Below are 20,997 nucleotides of genomic sequence, written 5' to 3'. Positions count from 1 at the left end.
GTAACGGGTCCGGGCATGCCTGAAATCCTTGGGCGACCCGATCCTGTATTCAGACCGGATGGTCTTGCATCTTCTAAATCCGATCATAGTGGAGTTTGAGCTATGATGCGCCTCGTTAAATTTCTGGCTAAGTTGCTGGTCATTCTCGTAGCTCTGGTCAGCTCGCTGATTTATGGCTGCAACGCAATGAACCGATCGGCCCGGTATCAATGCGAGCAAGAACGTTCCCCTACAGGCCAGTACATAGGTGAAGCCTGCTTTCTGCCACGCGAGTACGGCGCGCTATTTCGCCTGTATGAGGCGCGCACTGGGGAGTTACTGGCCGAGCGCACATATATTGAACCTGAACCGCATAGGAATCTGATTTGGAAGCCAAATTTCGTGCAATACGATTTGGGGGCGACCGAAAACAATGGCGTCGTGGACCTACCGCCGACTTGGCTGGATCGCGTAAGGGCGAAATTGCCGTAGATCTGCACCTGGTGCGCGGAGGTTAGCGCCCTCGATGCGGGGCCCATCCTCAATACACCCAAGTTAAGCCTCAGCAAGCCTTGTAGGCGGCATGCCGATGAGGTTTGTGGCGAGGCGGACTGGCTTGGCGCGATTCGGTCGCGCGCGATGGCTAGCCGAATTGGCGGCATGCTTGTTCGCAGTGCCATCCAAAATCTCTGTAATTTTCGCACTACTGCGAATTGTCCGGGTTCATTTCCGGAATAGTCTCATAGACGCCCCCGTTTCCAAGCCGATAAGCTTGGGAAGCTAAATTCATCGGAGTAGCGGATTTTTTTCGGGAGCCCAAGTTACGTAAGGTGGCCGGGGTTTTTCGCGTTGGGTCAGGAATGCGCCGAGGGCGCATGACATCACGCAGCTTACTTGCATGGGTAACCGCTTGCCGCGCTTTTTTCGTACCGTCACCGTGTCGGGGGCAGTGTTACATAGCCCTTAGCCGCCTTTTCTGATCGTTTCATAGCCGTCCTCATCGCCAAATTTCTCATCGAATTTCGTACTTGTCCGATTGCGGCATAGCATTTCTCGCTGCACGATACCGTCCTGGTATTAATGAAAATCACTTGCGGATCGGTGCGCCAGCACTGGCGCAAGGCGCATCAGGTTCAAGCCTCATGGCCTTGCGTATCTTGCTACTTCACCTGCGGCGGAGCGTTTTCGCATGGGTATTCGTTTGCCATCGGCTTCCACTCGTACTGTCCGCGTGACGGGTCCGGGCATACCGGAAATCCTTGGGCGACCCGCCCTGGTTTTCTCCAAACTGTCTGGCAACGAAGGGATCTGCAGCCTGTTTGAATACGAACTGGAACTCAAGACCCCCGACGATCGCAATGCGCACTTTGGCCCCGCGGCGGATCTCGATACCAAGGCGCTGCGCGGACAGGAGTTGACGGTAACGATTGCGCTCGATGGCAGCGGCAGCGGATCGTCCGGCGGTGTGGGTGCGGGCGAGCGCGAGATCACGGGGCTTGTCACCGACGTGCGCGGCCCGATCCCGATGGGCCGGCAGATTGCCTATCGCCTCACGCTGCGCCCGTGGCTGTGGCTGACGACCCTCACCACGGATTTCCGTATTTTCCAGCAGCAAAGCGTCGTGCAAATCCTCGATACGCTGCTGTCCGACTACACCTTCCCGGTGGAGCGGCGCCTGGATGTGGCGCGCTACCCCAAGCGCGAATACCAGGTGCAGTACGGCGAGAGCGACTTCGATTTCTTCCAGCGCCTGACGCAGGAGTGGGGGATTGCCTGGCACATTGAACACAGCGAGAGCCGGCACCGGCTTGTATTGACCGATGGCAACAGCGCCTTCGCGCCCTTTGCCAGCCCCGCCTATCACGACATCCGCTGGCAGGGCACCGCCGACCGGATCGACGAAGAACACCTGCATGAGTTCGAGTTGCACGACCGGATGGTATCGGGCCAGTGGACCAGTTCGGACTACGACTTCGTCAGGCCGCGCGCCGACCTGACGGTACGGGCCTGCGATCCGCTCGATACCGCGCACGCCAACGCGGAAATCTATGCGTTCCCTGGCGACCACAGCCAGGCCGCCACCGGCAACGACCCGTGGCAGGAAGGCGACCAGATTGCCCGCATCCGCATGGAGACGCTGCGCCAGCACGGCACCCGCGCGCGTGGCCGTGGCAACGTGCGCGCCATGGTGCCGGGCTGCACCTTCCATCTCACGAATTTCATCCAGAGCGAGGCCAACCGCGAGTACCTGATTCTCTTTGCGCGATTGTGGATCGAGGAGGTGCCCGAGGCCTCTGGCGGCCAGCAGTCCTGGCGCTGCGAAGTGGACTTCACCGCCCAGCCTTCCAACGCGTTGTTCCGCCCGGAACGCACCCAGCCGAAGCCGCGCACCAACGGGCCGCAGACGGCCACCGTGGTGGGCCCCGCCGGGGAGGAGACATGGACCGACGAATACGGGCGCATCCGCGTCCAGATGCACTGGGACCGCCAGGGCAAGCGCGACGCCGACAGTTCCTGCTGGGTGCGGGTGTCCTCGTCGTGGCAGGGCGAGCGCTTTGGCGCGATGCACGTGCCGCGCATCGGCCAGGAGGTCATCGTTGAACACTTGAATGGCGACCCCGATTGCCCCTTGGTAACGGGCAGTGTGCCGAACCAGCTGAACATGCCGCAGTGGCCGATGCCCGGCCAGCATGCGCTCTCGGGCTTCGTCAGCAAGGAACTGCGCGGCGAGCGCACCAACACCTTCGTGCAGGACGACACCGAGGGCGAGATCCAGACCCAGCTTCAGAGCGACCACCAGACTTCGTGGCTGGGCCTGGGCTTTCTCACCCGTGTGCTGCGCGGCAGCGGGCGCAAGGACAAGCGCGGCGAGGGGTTCGAGCTGCGCACCGACGGACAGGGCGTGGTGCGTGCCAACGGCATGCTGATCACCACCGAGGCGCGCCGCAACGCCAGCGCCCACCACAAGGACATGGGCGAAACGCTCGAGCGCCTGACGCAGGCGCGCGGCCAGCAGGCGACGCTGGCCGAGCTGGCGCAGGAAAACCAGGCGCAGGAACGTGCCGACCAGGCCGAGGTGGCGAAGACCATCAAGGCGCAGAACGACGACATCCGCGGCAGCGGCGAGGCCGGCAGTTTCCCCGAACTGGCAGCGCCCCACTTGGTGCTGGCCAGCCCCGCCGGCATCGAGGCCAGCACGGCGCGCTCGACACACCTGGCCTCGGGCGAGCACCTGGCGCTGACCAGCGGTGGCCACACCAGCCTTGCCGTTGGCCAGCGCCTGCTGGCCAGCGTGAGCCGCGGGGTGCGCGTCTTCATCCAGAGCATGGGCTGGCGCCTGGTGGCCGCGGGCGGCGACATCGAGCTGCGCGCGCTGCAGGACAGCATCAAGCTGCTTGCCAAGCTCAATGTCACGGCCACGGCCAACCGCATCACGCTGTCGGCCAAGGAGGAACTGGTCGTCAGCGGGGGCGGCAGCGCCACGACCTACAACGGGGGCGGCATCACGCACCGCACGGGTGCGGCCTACACGATCCACGCAGGCAGCTATGCCTTCATCGGCGCGCAGACGCACGCCGCGCAGTTCCCCGACGCGCCCAAGCCGGGCAAGGGCAACCTGGAACTGTTCAACCACTACGCCAACCGGCGCGGGATCCAGGGCGGCGACTTCCGGGTCGAGGACGCGCTGGGCCAGGTGACCGTCGGCAAGCTCGACGCACAGGGTTTCGCGGTTGCCAGCGGCATCGCGCCAGGGCCCGCCAAGGTGGTCTTTGGCATCGACCCGGCGGACACCTGGGCCGAAGGCAGCTACGTCGCCGAGCCGACGTGGCCGCCGGCGCAGGCGCTCACCGGCGGCGTGCCGGCGCCGGCTGCGAACGCCCTGGCCAGCCAGTTGCTGACCACCACCAGGCAGGCCACGCAAGCGGTCCAGGGGGCGCAACAGGGGGCGCAACAGGTAGCGGGAGCGGTGAAGGCCGGGCCCGCCGCGCTCGGCCTGTCCGCTGTGCAAACGCTGCTCGGCGCCATGCCGGCGGCAGGCACGCCGGCGCTGGCCAAGGCAACGCCGCATCCCCGGCGCCGCTCCCTGCACACGCCCGGCTTCGCCTGAGCGACGTGCCCCCTTCACTTCTTCACTTCCCCCTTCACGCCTTCGCATTGAATCCATGGCAGACCCGACCCCCGCAGCCAAGCCGCGCGAGCCGCAATCCGCAGTCGCTCCCCTGAACACGATCGCCGTCGAGGACGTTGGCAAGGGCGCCGCCAAGGTCGATGCCTGGCTGCAAAGCGCCAGCGGTGGCGTGGTGACGCTGGCGCGCATCAAGGTGGTGGCGGGCGGCCTGCCGGTGGTGGGCAACATCATGGCGCTGGTGGACGCGCTGGGCGATGTGATGACGCTCGCGCGCAGCAAGTCGCGGCACCTCGTCGACTGGGTGAGCCTGGGCATCAACCTGATCGGCGTGCTGCCCGCGCCGCCGACCATGGCGGCGGCGCGCATGAGCCTGCGGCCCACGCTGGCGCTGGTGCGCCAGGAGCTGCGCCAGAGCGCGAGGGCCGTGCTGGGCGATGGCCTGATCGACGTGCTGGTGGGGCACCTGAACGCAACCATCGTCGGCGAGATCGACGACTTCGTGCAAAAGGCGCAAGGCAAGCTGGCCGGCATCCTGGACGACGCCGGCGTGCTGGGCGAGAAGATGACGCTGGAGATCGCCAGCGGCCTGGAGCGGGCGGCGCTGGGCAAACTCGACGCGGCGGGCAACGCGCAGGCGGCGGGCAAGCAGGTCCGCACCGCCGTCAAGCAGATCGTGAACGATCCCAAGGCGGCCATCGTCAACATCTTCGGTGCGGCGTGGAACGTCTACAAGGCGGCCGGGAAGGCCGCCGCGAATACCGCGGTCAGGCTGGCCGTGCCGGACGAAGTCCAGCGCAAGGTGGTCGCCAGCGCGGCCGAACTTCGCCAGATGGGGCCGCTGCTGCGCGCGCAGATGGCCCAGCTCGGGGACCCGGCCGCGCAGCAAAGCATTGGCTGGCTGCTGGCGGTGCTGGCCCAGGCGGTGGCGCGCTGGCGCAAGAAGAAAGGTGCCGGGCAAAGCACCAACGTGCCTGCCCGTCAAACCGGCGAAGCCAGGAAGCGGGCGCACGACGGCGAACTGGGCACGGTCAACAACCAGGCGCCGGCCAAGGGCGCGCCCGGTTGCAAGAACTGCCCGGCACCAGCCGGGACCGGACCCAGCATCAGCTTTGCCACCGGCGACGAAACCCTGTCGCACACCGATTTTGTGCTGCCGGGGCTGTTGCCCATCGCATGGACGCGCACCTACCGCTCCAGCCTGGCCGCCTATGACCACGGCGAATCCGGCGCGCGCTGGATCACGCCCTACACGACGCGTTTTGACATCGTCAAGGACGGGGTGCTTTACCACGCCGCGGACGGCCGCAGCCACGCCTATCCGTTGCCGGACGTCGGCAAGTTCCACCATGATCCCATCGAGGACGTCACCCTGGTGCGGGTCTCGGCGCAGACCCTGACGCTGGCGCGGGGCTTCGAGAGCCAGGAAGCGTACCAGCGTCACGGCCAGCGCTTCCGGCTCACCGGCATCACGCAGCGCAGCGGCGCCGGGGTGGCGCTGCACTATGACCATCGCGTGGGCGGTGACACGGCGGGTGACACGGCGGGTGACACGGTACTCTCGGAGGTGATCGCCTACCAGGGCGAGACCGTGCTCGGCCACGTCGGCATCCGCCTGGATGACGCGGGGCGCATCGCCGAGCTGTGGCAGATCGCCGGCGGCCAGCTGGTGCGCCAGCTCACGCGCTACATCTACGACGACGCCGGCGATCTGGTGATGGCGCAGGATGAGCATGCCGCGCACTGGGACTACACCTACCGGCACCACCTCGTCACCCGCTACACCGACCGCACCGGGCGCGGCATGAACCTGCAGTGGCTGGGCGATGGCCCGGACGCCCGCGCGGTGCGCGAATGGGCCGACGACGGCAGCTTCGACACCCGCCTGGCGTGGGACGAGAACATCCGCCTGACCTACGTCACCGATGCGCTGGGCAACGAGACCTGGCATTACTACGACATCCTCGGCTACACCTATCGCATCAAGTACCCCGACGGGCTGTCCGAATGGTTCTTCCGCGACGATGCGAAAAACGTCGTCAAGCACGTGCACCCGGATGGCGCGGTCGAGCGCTATGCCTACGATGCCAACGGCAACCTCGTCGAGCACATCCGCCCGGATGACAGCTCGGTGCACTACGCCTGGGACGACAAGAACCAGCTCATCAAGATCCGCGACGCCGAGGGCGGCCTGTGGCAGCGCGATTACGACCTGCACGGCAACCTGACCGAAGAGATCGACCCATTGGGCCACAAGACGGCGTACGCCTACAACAAGGCGGGCCTGCTGGTCGGGATCACGGACGCCAAGGGCGGCAAGACGCAACTGGCCTACACCCCGTCGGGGCAGCTTGCCAGCTACACCGACTGCTCGGGCAAGACCAGCGCCTGGAAGCACGGCGAGCGCGGCGAGCTGATCCGGTTCACCGATGCGGCGGGCGCCATCACGCAGTACCACTACGAAGCCGGCCAGCTCGCCCGCATTGTTCACCCCGACGAGCGGGTGGAACGCTTCGAGCGCGACGCCGAGGGGCGGCTGCTGGCGCACACCGACGCACTGCACCGGCGCACCGTGTGGCGCTACAACGACGCGGGCCTGATTGCCGAGCGCACCGACGCCGCCAACCAGACGCTGGGCTACCAGTGGGACAAGCTAGGCCGGCTGGCTGCGCTCACCAACGAGAACGCCGCCAGGACGGCGTTCCAGTACGACCCGGTGGGCCGGCTGTTGCACGAGACCGGGTTCGACGGCAAGGCAACCCGCTACCACTACGATCCGGCCAGCGGGGTGCTTGTGCAGGCCACCGACGCTAACCTGTTGTTGACGGCGTTCGACTTCGACGCATCGGGCCGCCTGACGCGCCGCCGCGCCGGCCTGCAGGACAAGGAAGGCATGGTCGCCGAGCCGCAAGTGGAAATCTTTGCCTACGACGGCAACGGGCGCTTGATCCTGGCGGAGAACGCCGACAGCCGGCTGCAATGGTTCCACGACGCCTGCGGCAACGTGACACGCGAGCACCAGCACTACCTCTGCCTGAAGACGCCCCTGGTGGCCGTCTGGCGGCATGAGTATGACGCGCTGAACCAGCGTATCGCCACTGTCCGCCCGGACGGGCACCGAATCGGCATGCTGACCTATGGCAGTGGCCATGTGCACGGCATGATGCTGGATGACCGCGAACTCGTGCAGTTCGAGCGCGACAACCTGCACCGCGAAGTGTTCCGTACCCAGGGCAACCGGCTCGCGCAGGAACAGGCGTATGACCCGGCCGGGCGGCTGCTGGAGCAGACGCTCTCGCAAGCGGATCAAGCCCGGGGCGGCAAGCGGATGGTGCACCGGCGGTACGACTACGATGCGGCGGGGCAACTCTGCGGCATCCGCAACACCCGGCGCGGTGAGTTGCAATTCCGCTACGACCCCGTGGGCCGGCTGCTGGGCGCCAACGGCGCGCTTGGCGAGGAAACCTTCGACTTCGATCCCGCGGGCAACCTGCTCCATGACCCCACCACGCGCACCTTCGCAGCCGACCCGGCGCGCGGCAGGCCCGAGTTCCACAGCCGCCTGTCGGGGCGGCCGAGGCTGGTGGACAACCTGCTCAGGGAATATGCCGGCACCCACTACACCTGGGACGAGCGCGGCAACCTGAGCGAACGCGTGACCAACGGCAAGGGGGAACGCTTCATCTGGGACAGCTTCAACCGGCTGGCGGGTTACCACAATCCGGAACTGGAAGTGCGCTATCGGTACGATGCGCTAGGGCGGCGGCTCACCAAGTTGTCGTCAGCCATTTACTTCGAAAACGCCTTCGATGGCTCGATCTACCGGCGCAACGAGCGGGCGCGGCGGAACAAGGAACGCGGCTGCGCCTTCACGATGTACGGCTGGGACGGGGATCAACTGGCATGGGAAAGCCGCCAGGAGCCGGAGGCGGGCGTGGGGGATCATTTCCAGGTCATTGCGGGCGCGGCACGCACCACGCACTACCTGTATGAGCCCGGCAGCTTCGTGCCGCTGGCGCAGGCGGTGCGCCGCGCAGCCATCACCCTGCCAGTGCAGCCAGCCTATGCGGAGGACTATGATCTTGACGAAGATCCGCTATGGACGCAGGCCATTGAGCCGCAGGCGTTCGACGCGATCGCGTGGTACCAGTGCGACCACCTGGGCACGCCGCAGGAGTTGACGGACGAGGCGGGCGAGATTGCATGGAGTGTGCAGTACAAGGCGTGGGGTGCGGCGCAAGAGGTGATAACGGATGCGGCGCGCAAGGCGGGGATTCATAACCCGTTGCGGTTCCAGGGGCAGTATTACGATCATGAGACGGGGCTGCATTACAACCGGCATCGGTATTATGATCCGGTGTCGGGACGGTTTGTTAGCAAGGACCCGATTGGGCTGGCTGGTGGGATCAATGTCTATGCGTATGCGTTTAATCCAACAGGCTGGATCGATCCTCTTGGTTTGCAAAGCACCAAATGTCCATGTGCCTGCCCAGAAGGGACCCTCGAAGCAAGTAAGATCCATTTCATGCAAAACAACGCAAAAAATACGACTGGCGAATACACCGTTCTAGGTAATGCGGAAGGACTTGCATCGGGAACCCTCGATCCAAATATTCTTAGGGTTAGAGTGTGGGAGGATACATCTGGAAAGACGTGGACATTGGATCATAGGCGATTGGCGGCATTCAAGTTGGCAAAAGTTAAATGCGTTCCTGTAAAAAAAGTTACCCGGGAAGATCTCAATCCGTCTGAAGTGCGGCGGAAGATGTCAACCAAAAACGGCGGCACTTCGATGGAGGTGAAGCTAGAAAATGGTCAGCGCGTAAAGGTTGAATGAGCATGGATGATATTGAAAAGATTATCGACGGCATGAAAACGAAGGAAGATTTTATGGCCTTTATGGAGGTATTCGTGAAGGATTGCGCCACCAATATACAGAGCTGGGAAAATAAGACGGTTCCTGATTACTTGGAGGCCATGGGAAGATGGGTCGAGGACATGGAAGCGTACTATAAAAATAACGAAATAAGTGGTGTTGATCTAAGTTCCGTCAATTGGAGAGTGTTTGCTGATATTTTACTTTCCGCCAAATATTACGAATAAACCGGGAGGCGAATTTTTCAATCTCAGTGTAAAATCCTTGTGGCTCTTTGGCTCTTTGGCTCTTTGGCTCTTTGGCTCTTTGGCTCTTTGGCTATTGGCTCGGCATTGGGTGAGCCTGCCGTGCTCGCTCGACCGCCCTTGAGGGGTAGTATCGTGACTACCGGCGCACCGAGCGGGCGCTGCTGAACAAGGCACACGGCTGCGCCTTCACGCTCTATGGGGGGATGGCGACCAGCTGGCATGGGAAAGCCGCCAGGAGCCGGAGGCGGGCGTGGGGGATCATTTCCAGGTCATTGCGGGCGCGGCGCGCACCACGCACTACCTGTATGAGCCCGGCAGCTTCGTGCCGCTGGCACAGGCGGTGCGCCGCAAAGCCATCACCCTGCCAGTGCAGCCAGCCTATGCGGAGGACTACGATCTTGACGAAGATCCGCTATGTACGCAGGCCATTGAGCCGCAGGCGTTCGACGCGATCGCGTGGTACCAGTGCGACCACCTGGGCACGCCGCAGGAGTTGACGGACGAGGCGGGCGAGATTGCATGGAGTGTGCAGTACAAGGCGTGGGGTGCGGCGCAAGAGGTGATAACGGATGCGGCGCGCAAGGCGGGGATTCATAACCCGTTGCGGTTCCAGGGGCAGTATTACGATCATGAGACGGGGCTGCATTACAACCGGCATCGGTATTATGATCCGGTGTCGGGACGGTTCGTTAGCAAGGATCCGATTGGGTTGGCTGGTGGGATCAACGTATATCAGTACGCGCCGAATCCGGTGGGTTGGGTTGATCCGCTGGGCCTGCAGAAGGCTTGTAAGCGATGTTTGCCGAGCTGCAATGACTACCTGTCGCAAGGTCCCAAAGATGAAGCGGAAATGGCTCGTGAGCTTTCCAATCAGATCAATCAGAACTCTGTCTCGTTCTCCACATCGACAACGCAGGGGCACGTTGATTTACAGGGTGCATCTCACTACGACAAGGCCACTGGCACGGACATTCCTACCCCTCATGTCCAGACCCGTACAATCAACGTTGGTCCGGGCGGACAAATAACCACGTCCAAGAAAACAGAGGTAACCAGAGCGGCCACTAAGCAAGACGTTCGTGTTGCGAGAGAGTTGGCAAGGCGAAAGGGGTTATGTAAATGATCGATCTGATTGAAGTCCTGCAGCATTGGTATGCGTCGCAATGCGATGATGTTTGGGAACATTCCTTCGGCGTTGAAATCACAAATATTGATAATCCGGGATGGCGAGTCAAGATAAATGGAGTTTCATCAAAGAAGGCGATTGACCTCGATTCTGATCGCGATGACATGGATTGGTTGAGGGTGACGGCAACGGAGACCGAATTCACTGGATACGGCGGTCCTGGTAACCTCAAGGAGATACTGACCCTTGCCATGGACTGGCTTAAATAGGAACGGGTTGCTCACGTGGCCCCTCGTCTGTCAGCTTCCGAAGTACATAGATTTGTGACAGGATGGGACCCGGCAATGACCTATCCGGCTGCAAGGGAGAATCCGGCCCAATCCACCCAAGTTAAGCCTCTGCAAGCCTTGTAGGCGGCATGTCGATGAGGTTTGTGGCGAGGCGGACTTGGCTTAGCGCGATCCGGTCGCCCGCGATGGGTAGGAGTCGGTATGAAACGTATCCTGGGCCTCTTATCTATTCTTGCTGCAGCCGGCCTTCTGCTTTTCACGTTCGGCGGATACAGACTGGGACTAACGGTCCATACCGTGTCTCAGCGCATGCCTTTGTATGGCGCAATGGAAGACATGATGCTTCCGGAGCGACCATCCATCGGATACCTTCTGCCGGGGGAAAGGTGCGTGCTTGTCCAGCAGGCTGCGAAGGCGATACCGGCTTCACGCGTCCGATGTGGGGAGAGGGAGGGCTGGGTGACGGAGATCGATGCCTTTGATCCGCCTATCGCGTTTTGAGTGCTCGTCGTGTGGAGGGGCCGGGGAGGGGCCTTCTGCAGGTTGGGTGGGTGTCGCTCTTGCGGGCTCCCGCCCTCTCCCCCGCCCCTCTCCCGCAGGGCGGGAGAGGGGAGACAACAGAGCGCAACGCTAGCGGCTCTGGTTGTCTTCAGACCAAGGCGACGAGCGCCGCCCGGTCCATCAACTACAGCTTACTTGATACCCAACCGCCACAACGAAGTCACCTCAGCCGCACGCGCAGCGTGCAGCGGGTCGGTCATGTCCGCCGCCTTCGGGTGGTTGGGCTTGACCTCCAGCCGCCCCAGCACCTTCAGCCCGGCTGCATCGATCCAGCCTAGCAACTGGTCCCGCGTGCGCAGGCCCAGGTGTTCGGCCAGGTCCGACAGCAGCAGCCAGCCTTCGCCCTTGGGCTCCAGGTGATCCGCCAGCCCGGCGATAAAGCCCTTCAGCATCTGGCAGTCCGGGTCATACACGGCGCGTTCAATCGGCGAGTTGGGGCGTGCCGGTACCCACGGCGGGTTGCACACCACCAGCGGGGCGCGGCCTTCGGGGAAGAGGTCGGCTTCCACCACTTCGACCTGGGCAGCGGCCTTCAGGCGGTGGATGTTGTCGCTGGCGCAGGCGAGTGCGCGCGGGTCCATGTCGGTGGCGATGACGCGCTTGACGCCGCGCTGGGCTAGCAGGGCGGCCAGCACGCCGGTGCCGGTGCCGATGTCGAAGGCGAGGTTGAGGGCGCCGGCGGGTAGCTGGGCCTTGGCCACCAGATCGATGTATTCGCCGCGCACGGGGGAGAACACGCCGTAGTAGGGGTGGATGCGTTCGGCCAGGGCGGGGATTTCCACGCCTTTTTTACGCCACTCGTGGGCGCCGATCAGGCCGAGGAGTTCGCGCATGGATGCCACGTAGGGGGCGTCGACTTCGCCGTAGGCTTCGAGGCAGGCTTCGCGCACGTCGGGGGAGCGGCGCAGGGGCACGAGGTGGTCGGCGTCAAAGGGCAGCAGCAGCATGGAGAGCGTGCGGGCGCGCTGGGACTGGGCCTGGCGGTGCAGGTGGAAGGCTTCGGTGGGGGTGGGCTTGGCCTTGGGCACCTTGGACGCCTTGGCGGCTTTCTTGGGCTTGTCGGCGCGGCGGGCCAGGGCCTGGAGCAGCTGGCGGGCGTTCTGGAAGTCGCCGCGCCAGAGCATGGCGGTGCCTTCGCAGGCGAGGCGGTAGGCGGTGTCGCCGGTGGTGGTGTCGTCAGCGATGACGACGCGCTTGGGCGGGGGCGTGCCGGCTTCGGATTGCCAGTTTGCGCTGCGTTCTTCGCCGTTTTCGGTCCAGTGGATGGTGGCTTGCTCTGTCATAGGGTCTTTCTGGCTGCCTGGGGCGGCCAATGGGTTGTGCTGCGTTGTGCTGATAAGTCTGGTCAACCGGGGTTGGCCATTCAAGGTGATCCGTCCCTGCCGCGCGCCGGTTGCATCCGGGGCGCCGTGGCGGGGCTGGCATGGCGCGGCTGATGGCTATCCATCGTTGGTCAGCCGCGCTGGATGGGGTGCGTCAGAGTTCGTAGGCTTCGTGGTCGCCCGACATGGCTTGTTCTACCAGCTTGCGGTTGAGCGTTGGGGAGAACAGCTCAATAAAGGTATACACAAAGCTGCGCAGGTAGGCGCCTTGCTTCACCGCCAGGTGCGTCACATTGGTGCCGAACAGGTGCCCGGCGGGGATGCCGCGCAGGTTGCGGTCGCGCTCGGCGTCAAAGGCGACGCCGGCGACGATGCCCACGCCCAGGCCGATTTCCACATAGGTCTTGATGACGTCGGCGTCGATGGCTTCCAGGATGATGTCGGGCTTGAGGTGGCGCAGCTCGAAGGCTTTGTCGATCTTGGGGCGGCCGGCGAAGTTGGGATCATAAGTGATGAGTGGGTAACCCATCAGGTCTTCCAGCGCCAGGTGCTTCTTTTCTAGCAGGGGGTGGTCGGGGGGCATGACGACCACGTGCTGCCATTGGTAGCCGGGCAGGGAGATCAGGTTTTTGTCGGCCGAGATGCCTTCGGTGGCGATCCCGATGTCGGCGTGGTCGTGCAGCACCATGTCGGCGATCTGGGCGGGATTGCCCTGTTGTATGGACAGGCGCACCTTGGGGTAGCGCTTGGTAAACTCCGCGATCACCCGGGGCAGGGCGTAGCGCGCCTGCGTGTGGGTGGTGGCGATGGTGAAGTTGCCCTGGTCCTGGGCGGCGTAGTCCTTGCCTACGCGTTTCAGGCTTTCCACTTCTTGCAGGATCTTTTCTACCGACTCCAGGATGCGGCGGCCGGGCTCCGTCAGGCTGCGGATGCGCTTGCCGTGGCGGGTAAAGATGTCCACGCCGAGCTCTTCTTCCAGCTCGATGATGGCCTTGGAGACACCGGGTTGTGACGTGTAGAGCGCTTTAGCGGCTTCGGTCAGGTTGTAGTTCTGACGTACGGCTTCGCGCACAAAGCGGAACTGATGCAGGTTCATATAACTGTGTTCGTATAAACAAACAACTTCTTATTAGTTTGAGATATGAGGGCAGTTTATTACGATTCTCGAACTTTGTTAATGAACGGTCGGAACCTCCGTGTGCTTGCCTCACTTTTAGGCAGCAACGGGCGCTTACCGGCCCGGTGAACCCCAATGTCTCTTGCCTATACCGTTTCCGGTCTGCTAGTAGGCGTCCTCGTCGGTCTGACCGGGGTAGGCGGGGGTTCGCTCATGACGCCGCTGCTGACGCTGCTGTTCGGCTTTTCGCCGGCCACGGCGGTTGGCACGGACCTGGCTTTCGCCGCCATCACCAAGGGTTTCGGCACGCTGGCGCACCGCGCCCACGGCCATGTGCAGTGGCAGGTGGTGCGCCGCCTGTGCATCGGCAGCCTGCCGGCCGCGGTGGTGGCCATCCTGGTGCTCAAGAGCGCCGGTGAACTCAACGCGCAGTGGCTGCACGCCATCCGCATGACCATCGGCGTGTCGGTGATCCTGACGGTATTGTCGCTGTTGTTCCGCAGGCAGCTGCTGGCGTGGCTGTCCCGCAACCCCCAGTTCCAGCTTGAAGGCCGTGCCCAGACCATTGCCACCATCGTGGTGGGCGCCGTGATCGGCGTGCTGGTGACGGTGTCCTCGATCGGCGCCGGTGCGGTTGGCGCCACCTTGATCCTGCTGCTCTATCCCCGCATGAAGCCTGCCGAAGTGGCGGGCACCGATATCGCCTACGCCGTCCCGCTGACGGCGCTTGCCGGCCTGGGCCATGTGTGGCTGGGCACGGTGAACTGGCCCCTTTTGCTGGCCTTGCTGGTGGGCTCGATCCCCGGCATCTGGCTGGGCGCGCAACTGTCGCGGGCATTGCCCGAGCGGCTGGTGCGTGCCGCGCTGGCTACCACGCTCACGCTGGTGGCCATCAAGCTCGTCTCCTGAATTTAACGAATACTGAACGGACCCACACCATGTATCAGTACGACCAATACGACCAGCGCATCGTCAACGAACGCGTAGCCCAGTTCCGTGACCAGGTGCGCCGCCGCCTGTCCGACGAGCTGTCCGAGGAAGAATTCCTGCCGCTGCGCCTGCAAAACGGCCTGTACATGCAGCGCCATGCCTACATGCTGCGCGTGGCGATTCCGTACGGCTTGCTGTCTAGCAAGCAGATGCGCATGCTGGGCCATATCGCGCGCGAGTATGACCGCGGCTATGGCCACTTCTCCACCCGCCAGAACATCCAGTACAACTGGATGGAGCTGGAGCGCGTGCCCGACGTGCTGGCCGAACTCGCCAGCGTCGAGATGCACGGCATCCAGACCTCCGGCAACTGCGTGCGCAACATCACCACCGACCACTTCGCTGGCGTTGCGCCCGATGAGTCCGTGGACCCGCGCGTGCTGGCTGAGCTGCTGCGCCAGTGGAGCACGTTCCAGCCGGAATTTGCGTTCCTGCCGCGCAAGTTCAAGATCGCCATCTCCGCTTCGGCCGATGACCGCGCCGTGGTGCAGATGCACGATATCGGCATCTACGCTTACCGCAATGCCGAGGGCGAAACGCGCCTGCGCATCCTGGCCGGCGGCGGCCTGGGCCGCACCCCGATCCTGGGTTCGGTGATCAAGGACGACCTGCCTTGGCAGCACCTGCTGTCGTACGTGGAATCGGCCATTCGCGTGTACAACCGCTATGGACGGCGCGACAACAAGTACAAGGCGCGTATCAAGATCCTGGTGAAGGCCATCGGCGCGGAGAAGTTCGCGCAGGAAGTCGAGGAAGAATGGCAGCACAGCAAGGATGGTCCCGCCACCATCACGCAGGCCGAGTTCGACCGCGTGGCGCAGTACTTCGCGCCCCCGGCTTACGACAAGCTGCCGGACACCGACGCTTCATATGAAAAGCACCTGCTGGAAGACAAGGCTTTCGCCCGCTGGGTGAGCCGCAGCGTGCATGCGCACAAGGTGCCGGGCTACGCGGCGATCACGCTGTCGACCAAGCCCGGCCCGGCATCGCCCCCGGGAGATGCCACCGATGCGCAGATCGACCTGGTGGCTGACCTGGCCGACCGCTACGGCTACGGCGAGCTGCGCGTGGCGCACGAGCAGAACCTGGTGCTGCCGGACGTGAAGAAGCGCGACCTGTACGCGCTGTGGCAAGAGGCCAAGAAGGGCGGCCTGGCCACCGCCAACATCGGCCTGCTGACCGACATCATCGCCTGCCCGGGCGGCGATTTCTGCTCGCTGGCCAATGCCAAGTCGATCCCCATCGCGCTGGCCATCCAGGAGCGTTTCGACAACCTGGACTACGTGCACGACCTGGGCGAGATCTCGCTCAATATCTCGGGTTGCATCAACGCTTGCGGCCACCACCACGTTGGCAACATCGGCGTGCTGGGCGTGGATAAGGACGGCGAGGAGTGGTACCAGGTCACGCTGGGTGGCGCGCAAGGCAACAAGAGCGCCATCGGCAAGGTGATTGGCCCGTCGTTCAAGGCTGAGGAAATGCCGGATGTGGTGTCGCACATCATCGACACCTATGTGGCCAACCGCCATGACGACGAACGCTTCATCGATGTGCTGGGCCGTATCGGCATCGCCCCGTTCAAGGAACGCGTCTACGCCGACAAGCAGCGCGAACGCGCCGAAGCCTGAGCACCGGAGATAACGACATGGCAAAGATTATTCAACTGCAACGCGGCGAAGGCGCCAACCCGGTTCCGGTCATCATCGATGACGCATGGACGGTGCTGCGCGGTGCCGAGGGCGCGGCCCTGACGGAAGAGCAGATCGTCGCCGCCGCGCAAGGCAAGGACGCTGTGCTGTTCCCGCTGACCGCATGGCTGGCGCACAAGGACGGCGTGCTGGCTGGCCGCGCCGCCGACATCACCGGCATCTGGCTGGCGCCGGAAGACGAGCCGGCCGACGCGCAGGCCGCGTTTGCCAGCGTGGCCGTGGTGGCGGTGGATTTCCCCGTGTTCCGCGATGGCCGTGGTTTTTCCACCGCCTACCTGCTGCGCACCCGTTACAACTGGACCGGCCAGCTGCGCGCCATCGGCGACGTGCTGCGCGACCAGCTGAACTTCATGAAGCGCTGCGGCTTTGACGCCTTTGCGGTGCGCGCGGACAAGAACATCGATGACGCCATCAAGGGCTTCACCGAGTTCACCGTGGCTTACCAGGCATCGGTGGATGAGCCGCTGCCGCTGTTTCGCCGCAACCGCGCCGAAGCGCTGGGCAAGGAAACGGCATGAGCGAGATTGCAATCGTCGAGGCTGCCGTCTCGTCACTGCGCCCGCCGGCGCTGTGGACCGCGCCGGCGTACACCGGCAGCGTGGCGGATCTGGAGGCCAAGGAGCGTGCGCTGGGCCTGCGCCTGGCGCAGATCGCCGGCCGCTTTTTCCGCGCCCGCTTTGCGTCCAGCCTGGCAGCCGAAGACATGGTGGTGACCGACGCCATCCTGCGCGGCACCGAGGCCGTGCGCGCCGGCATCCGCGTGTTCACGCTGCAAACCGGGCGCCTGCATGCCGAGACGCTGGCGGTGCTCGATGAGGTCAAGGCGCATTACGGCTACGACATCGAGCGCTTCACGCCGGATCCCGAGGCGGTGGAGAACTACCTGAAGAACCACGGCCTGAACGCGTTCTACGACAGCGTGGACCTGCGCAAGAACTGCTGCGGCATCCGCAAGGTGGAGCCGCTGAACCGCGCGCTGTCCCACGCGGACGCCTGGCTGACCGGCCAGCGCCGCGAGCAGGCGGTGACGCGCTCGGAGCTGCCGTTCGAGGAAATGGACGAGGCACGCGGCATTCCCAAGTTCAACCCGCTCGCCGACTGGAGCGAGTCCGAGGTGTGGGCTTACCTGAAGCGCCACAACGTGCCGGTCAACGCGCTGCATGCCAAGGGTTACCCCAGCATCGGCTGCGAGCCTTGTACGCGTGCCGTGCGCGCTGGCGAGGATGTACGCGCCGGGCGGTGGTGGTGGGAGAGCAAGGACTCGAAAGAGTGCGGGCTTCACGAACAGAACATCAAGCATTGAGGCCAGACGAAATGGGCATCATGAACGAACTGACCGGCGCGCCGGAAGTGGCGCACCTGCTGCAAGTGCAAAACGATCACCTCGACAAGCTCGAGGCGGAATCCATCTACATCATCCGCGAGGTGGTGGCGGAGTGCCGCAACCCGGCGCTGCTGTTCTCGGGCGGCAAGGACTCCATCGTCATGCTGCACCTGGCGCTCAAGGCCTTCCGCCTGGGCGACCGCAAGACCGAACTGCCGTTCCCGCTGGTGCATATCGACACCGGCCACAACTACCCGGAAGTGATCCGCTTCCGTGACCAGCGCGTGGCCGAGCTTGGCGCGCGCCTGGTGGTGGGCCATGTGGAAGATTCCATCAAGCGCGGCACCGTGCGCCTGCGCAAGGAAACCGACTCGCGCAATGCCGCGCAAGCCGTGACCCTGCTGGAAACCATCGAAGCCAACAAGTACGACGCGCTGATGGGCGGTGCCCGCCGCGACGAAGAAAAGGCGCGTGCCAAGGAACGCATCTTCTCCTTCCGCGACGAGTTCGGCCAATGGGACCCGAAGGCCCAGCGCCCGGAACTGTGGAGCCTGTACAACGCCCGCATGGCGGCCGGCGAGCAGATGCGCGTGTTCCCGATCTCCAACTGGACCGAGCTGGATGTGTGGCAGTACATCGCCCGCGAAGAGCTTGAGCTGCCCCCGATCTACTACGCGCACCAGCGCGAAGTGGTGAAGAAGAACGGCCTGCTGGTGCCGGTCACGCCGATCACGCCGAAGCAAGACGGCGACGTCAGCGAAGTGATCTCGGTGCGTTTTCGCACCGTGGGCGACATCAGCTGCACCTGCCCGGTGGCCAGCGTTGCGGCCTCGCCGATCGAGATCATCGCCGAGACGGCCGTGACGGAGATCACCGAGCGCGGCGCCACGCGGATGGACGACCAGACCAGCGAAGCGTCCATGGAACGCCGCAAAAAAGAAGGCTACTTCTAACCCGGACGCATAGGCGGGCACATCGCGTCGTTGCGAGAGTGCTCGTGTACCAATGTACACGTCGCCCTCACGCGCCTAGCGCTGCCTCCCGCCTATGCGCCGGAGCGAGCGCTGCGAGAGGGACGAAGAAAGGATTTAAAATGAGCACCCAAGCAACACACCAAGGCCTGCTGCGTTTTATCACCGCCGGTTCGGTCGACGATGGCAAGAGCACCCTGATTGGCCGCCTGCTGTACGACAGCAAGGCTGTGCTGTCCGATCAGCTGACCGCGCTGACCAACGCCAAGAACAAGCGTACCGCCGGCGAGCAGATCGATTTCTCGTTGCTGACCGATGGCCTGGAAGCCGAGCGCGAGCAGGGCATCACCATCGACGTGGCTTACCGCTACTTCTCCACCGCGCGCCGCAAGTTCATCATCGCGGACACGCCGGGGCATGAGCAGTACACCCGCAACATGGTGACGGGCGCCTCTACCGCGCACGCCGCCATCGTGCTGGTCGACGCCACCCGCGTGACCGTGACGGACGGCCGCGCCGAGCTGCTGGCGCAGACCAAGCGCCATTCGGCCATCCTGAAGCTGCTGGAACTGCAACACGTGATCGTGGCCATCAACAAGATGGACCTGGTCGAGTTCAGCGAAGAGCGCTTCAACCAGATCCGCGCGGCCTATACCGAGCTGGCCAGCCAGCTGGGTTTGAAGGATGTGCGCTACGTGCCAGTGTCGGCGCTGCGTGGCGACAATATCGTCAACGCCAGCCAGGCCATGCCGTGGTACCAGGGCGAGCCGCTGCTGCCGCTGCTGGAAGCCCTGCCGGTGGAAGAACCCGCACCCGAAGGCGACGCCGCGCTGCGTTTCCCGGTGCAGCTGGTGATCCGCCAGGACGGCGCCCAGGCTGACGATTTCCGCGGCTATGCCGGCCGGGTCGAGGCAGGCACCGTGCGCGTGGGCCAGAAGCTGCGCGTGCTGCCGGCCAACCGCGATGCGCTGGTGGCGGAAGTGCTGACGCCCAACGGCGTGGCCGAATCGGCCAGCGTGGGCGAGACCGTGACGGTGCGCTTGTCGGAAGACGTGGATGTGTCACGCGGTGATATGTTCGTGGCTGCCGCGGCGGACAGCGTTTCGGCCAAGAAGCTGACCGCCGACCTGTGCTGGTTCGACGATGAATCGCTCAATCCGGCCCGCAAATATGTGCTCAAGCACACCACGGCCAGTGTGTTCGCGCGCGTGTCGTCGGTGGATCGCGTGCTGGACGTGCATACGCTGCTGCACGAGACCGACCGCCACGAGATCGGCCTGAACGATATCGGCTCGGTGCAGATCTCGCTGCAAAAGCCCATCGTCTGCGACAACTATGGCGACAACCCGGCAACCGGCGCGTTCGTGCTGATCGACGAAGCCACCAACCACACCGTGGCCGCTGGCATGATCCGTGCGTTCGCTTAAGGCGAGTGCATAGACAAATCGATCCAGTGAGCGCGAAGGAGCATGGCATGGGCAAGGTCTATCTGATCGGCGCGGGTCCCGGCGCCGCGGACCTCATTACGGTGCGCGGTGCACGGCTTTTGGGCGAAGCCCAGGTGGTGCTGCACGATGCGCTGGTCTCGCCCGAGATGCTGGCATGGTGTCCGCAGGCGCAGCTGATCGAGGTGGGCAAGCGCTGCGGCCAGCGCTCCACCGCGCAGTTGTTCATCAACCGCCAGATCGTGGACCAGGCCAGCAAGTTCGAGCGCGTGGTGCGCTTGAAGGGCGGGGATCCGATGCTGTTCGGCCGCGCCGACGAGGAGCTGCAGGCGCTGGAAGAGGCCGGCATCGAGTACGAGATCGTGCCGGGCATCACCGCCGCGCTGGCGGCGGCTTCCGCGATCCGCAAGCCGCTCACCAAGCGCGGTGTGTCGCGCAGCGTGGCGTTTGCGACGCAATCCAAGGCGGCTGACACGATCGACGTGGAGGCGGATGTCAAGGCCGATACGGTGGTGTATTACATGGGCCGCGACCAGGCAGCAGCCATCGCCGCGCAGCTGATCGCGCACGGCAAGCCGGCTTCCACGCCTGCCTGGGTGGTCGAGGCCGCTACCTCGGCGCACCAGCGCAGCCGCCAGTTCACGCTGCGGCAGATGGCGGCGGGCGAAGCGGCGGCCTGGATCAATCCGGTGCATCCCAGCCTGCTGATGATCGGCGAAGCGCTGGCCTCGCGGGCTAGCGAGGTGGTGCCGCAGGATGTGGATGGCGACGTTGCATACGCGCAGACTCGCGCGGCCTGAAGCACTGGGTGCGATGTAAAAAGCCGGACAACATAGCGTTGTCCGGCTTTTTCTTTGCGCTTGTGTGCTTGTGAGCTTTCGGGCTGCGCCGGTTTGCTCCCCTCTCCCGCTTG

The 20,997-nt window shown here is 64.1% G+C and carries 16 protein-coding genes; 14 read left to right on the top strand and 2 right to left on the bottom strand.

Features of this window, described 5'->3' with window-relative positions:
* Positions 1–102 precede the first annotated feature (102 nt).
* The 7 genes from AC07XB_RS09085 (at position 103) to AC07XB_RS09055 (ending at position 11,146) form a co-directional block, all read left to right on the top strand.
* Positions 103–471: a hypothetical protein gene (locus tag AC07XB_RS09085; RefSeq protein ID WP_492830598.1), complete on the top strand. Its 369-nt coding sequence runs from the start codon at positions 103–105 to the stop codon at positions 469–471.
* A gap of 697 nt (positions 472–1,168) precedes the next feature.
* Positions 1,169–4,087 carry a type VI secretion system Vgr family protein gene (locus AC07XB_RS09080; protein WP_493688058.1) on the top strand — a complete coding sequence of 973 codons (2,919 nt, stop codon included), beginning with the start codon at positions 1,169–1,171 and terminating at the stop codon, positions 4,085–4,087.
* 55 nt (positions 4,088–4,142) lie between these two features.
* The gene (locus tag AC07XB_RS09075) at positions 4,143–8,942 is read left to right on the top strand and encodes an RHS repeat-associated core domain-containing protein (protein ID WP_493688059.1); all 4,800 of its coding nucleotides are present in this window, start codon (positions 4,143–4,145) and stop codon (positions 8,940–8,942) included.
* 2 nt (positions 8,943–8,944) lie between these two features.
* Complete coding sequence (locus AC07XB_RS09070) at positions 8,945–9,208, top strand: DUF7660 family protein (protein ID WP_492831972.1); 264 nt, start codon at positions 8,945–8,947, stop codon at positions 9,206–9,208.
* 271 nt (positions 9,209–9,479) lie between these two features.
* The gene (locus tag AC07XB_RS09065) at positions 9,480–10,352 is read left to right on the top strand and encodes an RHS repeat-associated core domain-containing protein (protein ID WP_492831970.1); all 873 of its coding nucleotides are present in this window, start codon (positions 9,480–9,482) and stop codon (positions 10,350–10,352) included.
* Positions 10,349–10,624: an Imm53 family immunity protein gene (locus AC07XB_RS09060; protein WP_441601584.1), complete on the top strand. Its 276-nt coding sequence runs from the start codon at positions 10,349–10,351 to the stop codon at positions 10,622–10,624. The genes AC07XB_RS09065 and AC07XB_RS09060 overlap by 4 nt, the downstream gene beginning before the upstream one ends.
* Before the next feature lie 222 nt (positions 10,625–10,846).
* Complete coding sequence (locus AC07XB_RS09055; RefSeq protein ID WP_492831968.1) at positions 10,847–11,146, top strand: hypothetical protein; 300 nt, start codon at positions 10,847–10,849, stop codon at positions 11,144–11,146.
* A 191-nt stretch (positions 11,147–11,337) separates the two neighbouring features.
* Here AC07XB_RS09055 and AC07XB_RS09050 read toward each other — a convergent pair whose 3' ends face one another.
* Complete coding sequence (locus AC07XB_RS09050) at positions 11,338–12,489, bottom strand: 50S ribosomal protein L11 methyltransferase (protein WP_183036661.1); 1,152 nt, start codon at positions 12,487–12,489, stop codon at positions 11,338–11,340.
* Between the two features lie 193 nt (positions 12,490–12,682).
* A complete protein-coding gene (locus tag AC07XB_RS09045) occupies positions 12,683–13,624 on the bottom strand; it encodes a CysB family HTH-type transcriptional regulator (RefSeq protein WP_183036660.1) in 942 nt (313 codons plus the stop codon).
* Between the two features lie 156 nt (positions 13,625–13,780).
* Between AC07XB_RS09045 and AC07XB_RS09040 the strand changes: the two genes are divergently transcribed.
* From AC07XB_RS09040 to cobA, 7 genes are all read left to right on the top strand, one after another.
* Positions 13,781–14,554 carry a sulfite exporter TauE/SafE family protein gene (locus tag AC07XB_RS09040; RefSeq protein ID WP_492831966.1) on the top strand — a complete coding sequence of 258 codons (774 nt, stop codon included), beginning with the start codon at positions 13,781–13,783 and terminating at the stop codon, positions 14,552–14,554.
* Between the two features lie 29 nt (positions 14,555–14,583).
* Complete coding sequence (locus tag AC07XB_RS09035; protein ID WP_492375659.1) at positions 14,584–16,263, top strand: nitrite/sulfite reductase; 1,680 nt, start codon at positions 14,584–14,586, stop codon at positions 16,261–16,263.
* A 17-nt stretch (positions 16,264–16,280) separates the two neighbouring features.
* The gene (locus tag AC07XB_RS09030; RefSeq protein ID WP_416049494.1) at positions 16,281–16,862 is read left to right on the top strand and encodes a DUF934 domain-containing protein; all 582 of its coding nucleotides are present in this window, start codon (positions 16,281–16,283) and stop codon (positions 16,860–16,862) included.
* Positions 16,859–17,647 carry a phosphoadenylyl-sulfate reductase gene (locus AC07XB_RS09025; protein WP_492375660.1) on the top strand — a complete coding sequence of 263 codons (789 nt, stop codon included), beginning with the start codon at positions 16,859–16,861 and terminating at the stop codon, positions 17,645–17,647. Before AC07XB_RS09030 ends, AC07XB_RS09025 begins: the two co-directional genes overlap by 4 nt.
* Before the next feature lie 11 nt (positions 17,648–17,658).
* Positions 17,659–18,621, top strand: a complete 963-nt coding sequence (gene cysD, locus AC07XB_RS09020; RefSeq protein ID WP_459371774.1) for a sulfate adenylyltransferase subunit CysD — start codon at positions 17,659–17,661, stop codon at positions 18,619–18,621.
* A 140-nt stretch (positions 18,622–18,761) separates the two neighbouring features.
* On the top strand, positions 18,762–20,066 hold the full coding sequence (locus AC07XB_RS09015; RefSeq protein WP_174427935.1) for a sulfate adenylyltransferase subunit 1: 1,305 nt from the start codon (positions 18,762–18,764) through the stop codon (positions 20,064–20,066).
* A 47-nt stretch (positions 20,067–20,113) separates the two neighbouring features.
* Positions 20,114–20,884: a uroporphyrinogen-III C-methyltransferase gene (gene cobA / locus AC07XB_RS09010; protein ID WP_492375661.1), complete on the top strand. Its 771-nt coding sequence runs from the start codon at positions 20,114–20,116 to the stop codon at positions 20,882–20,884.
* The last annotated feature ends 113 nt before the right edge of the window (positions 20,885–20,997 follow it).

It is taken from the genome of Cupriavidus sp. GW821-FHT02F09 (assembly GCF_059421605.1).
The sequence above is the reverse complement of the archived record's forward strand: the minus strand, read 5'-3'. Positions and strand labels throughout refer to the sequence as shown.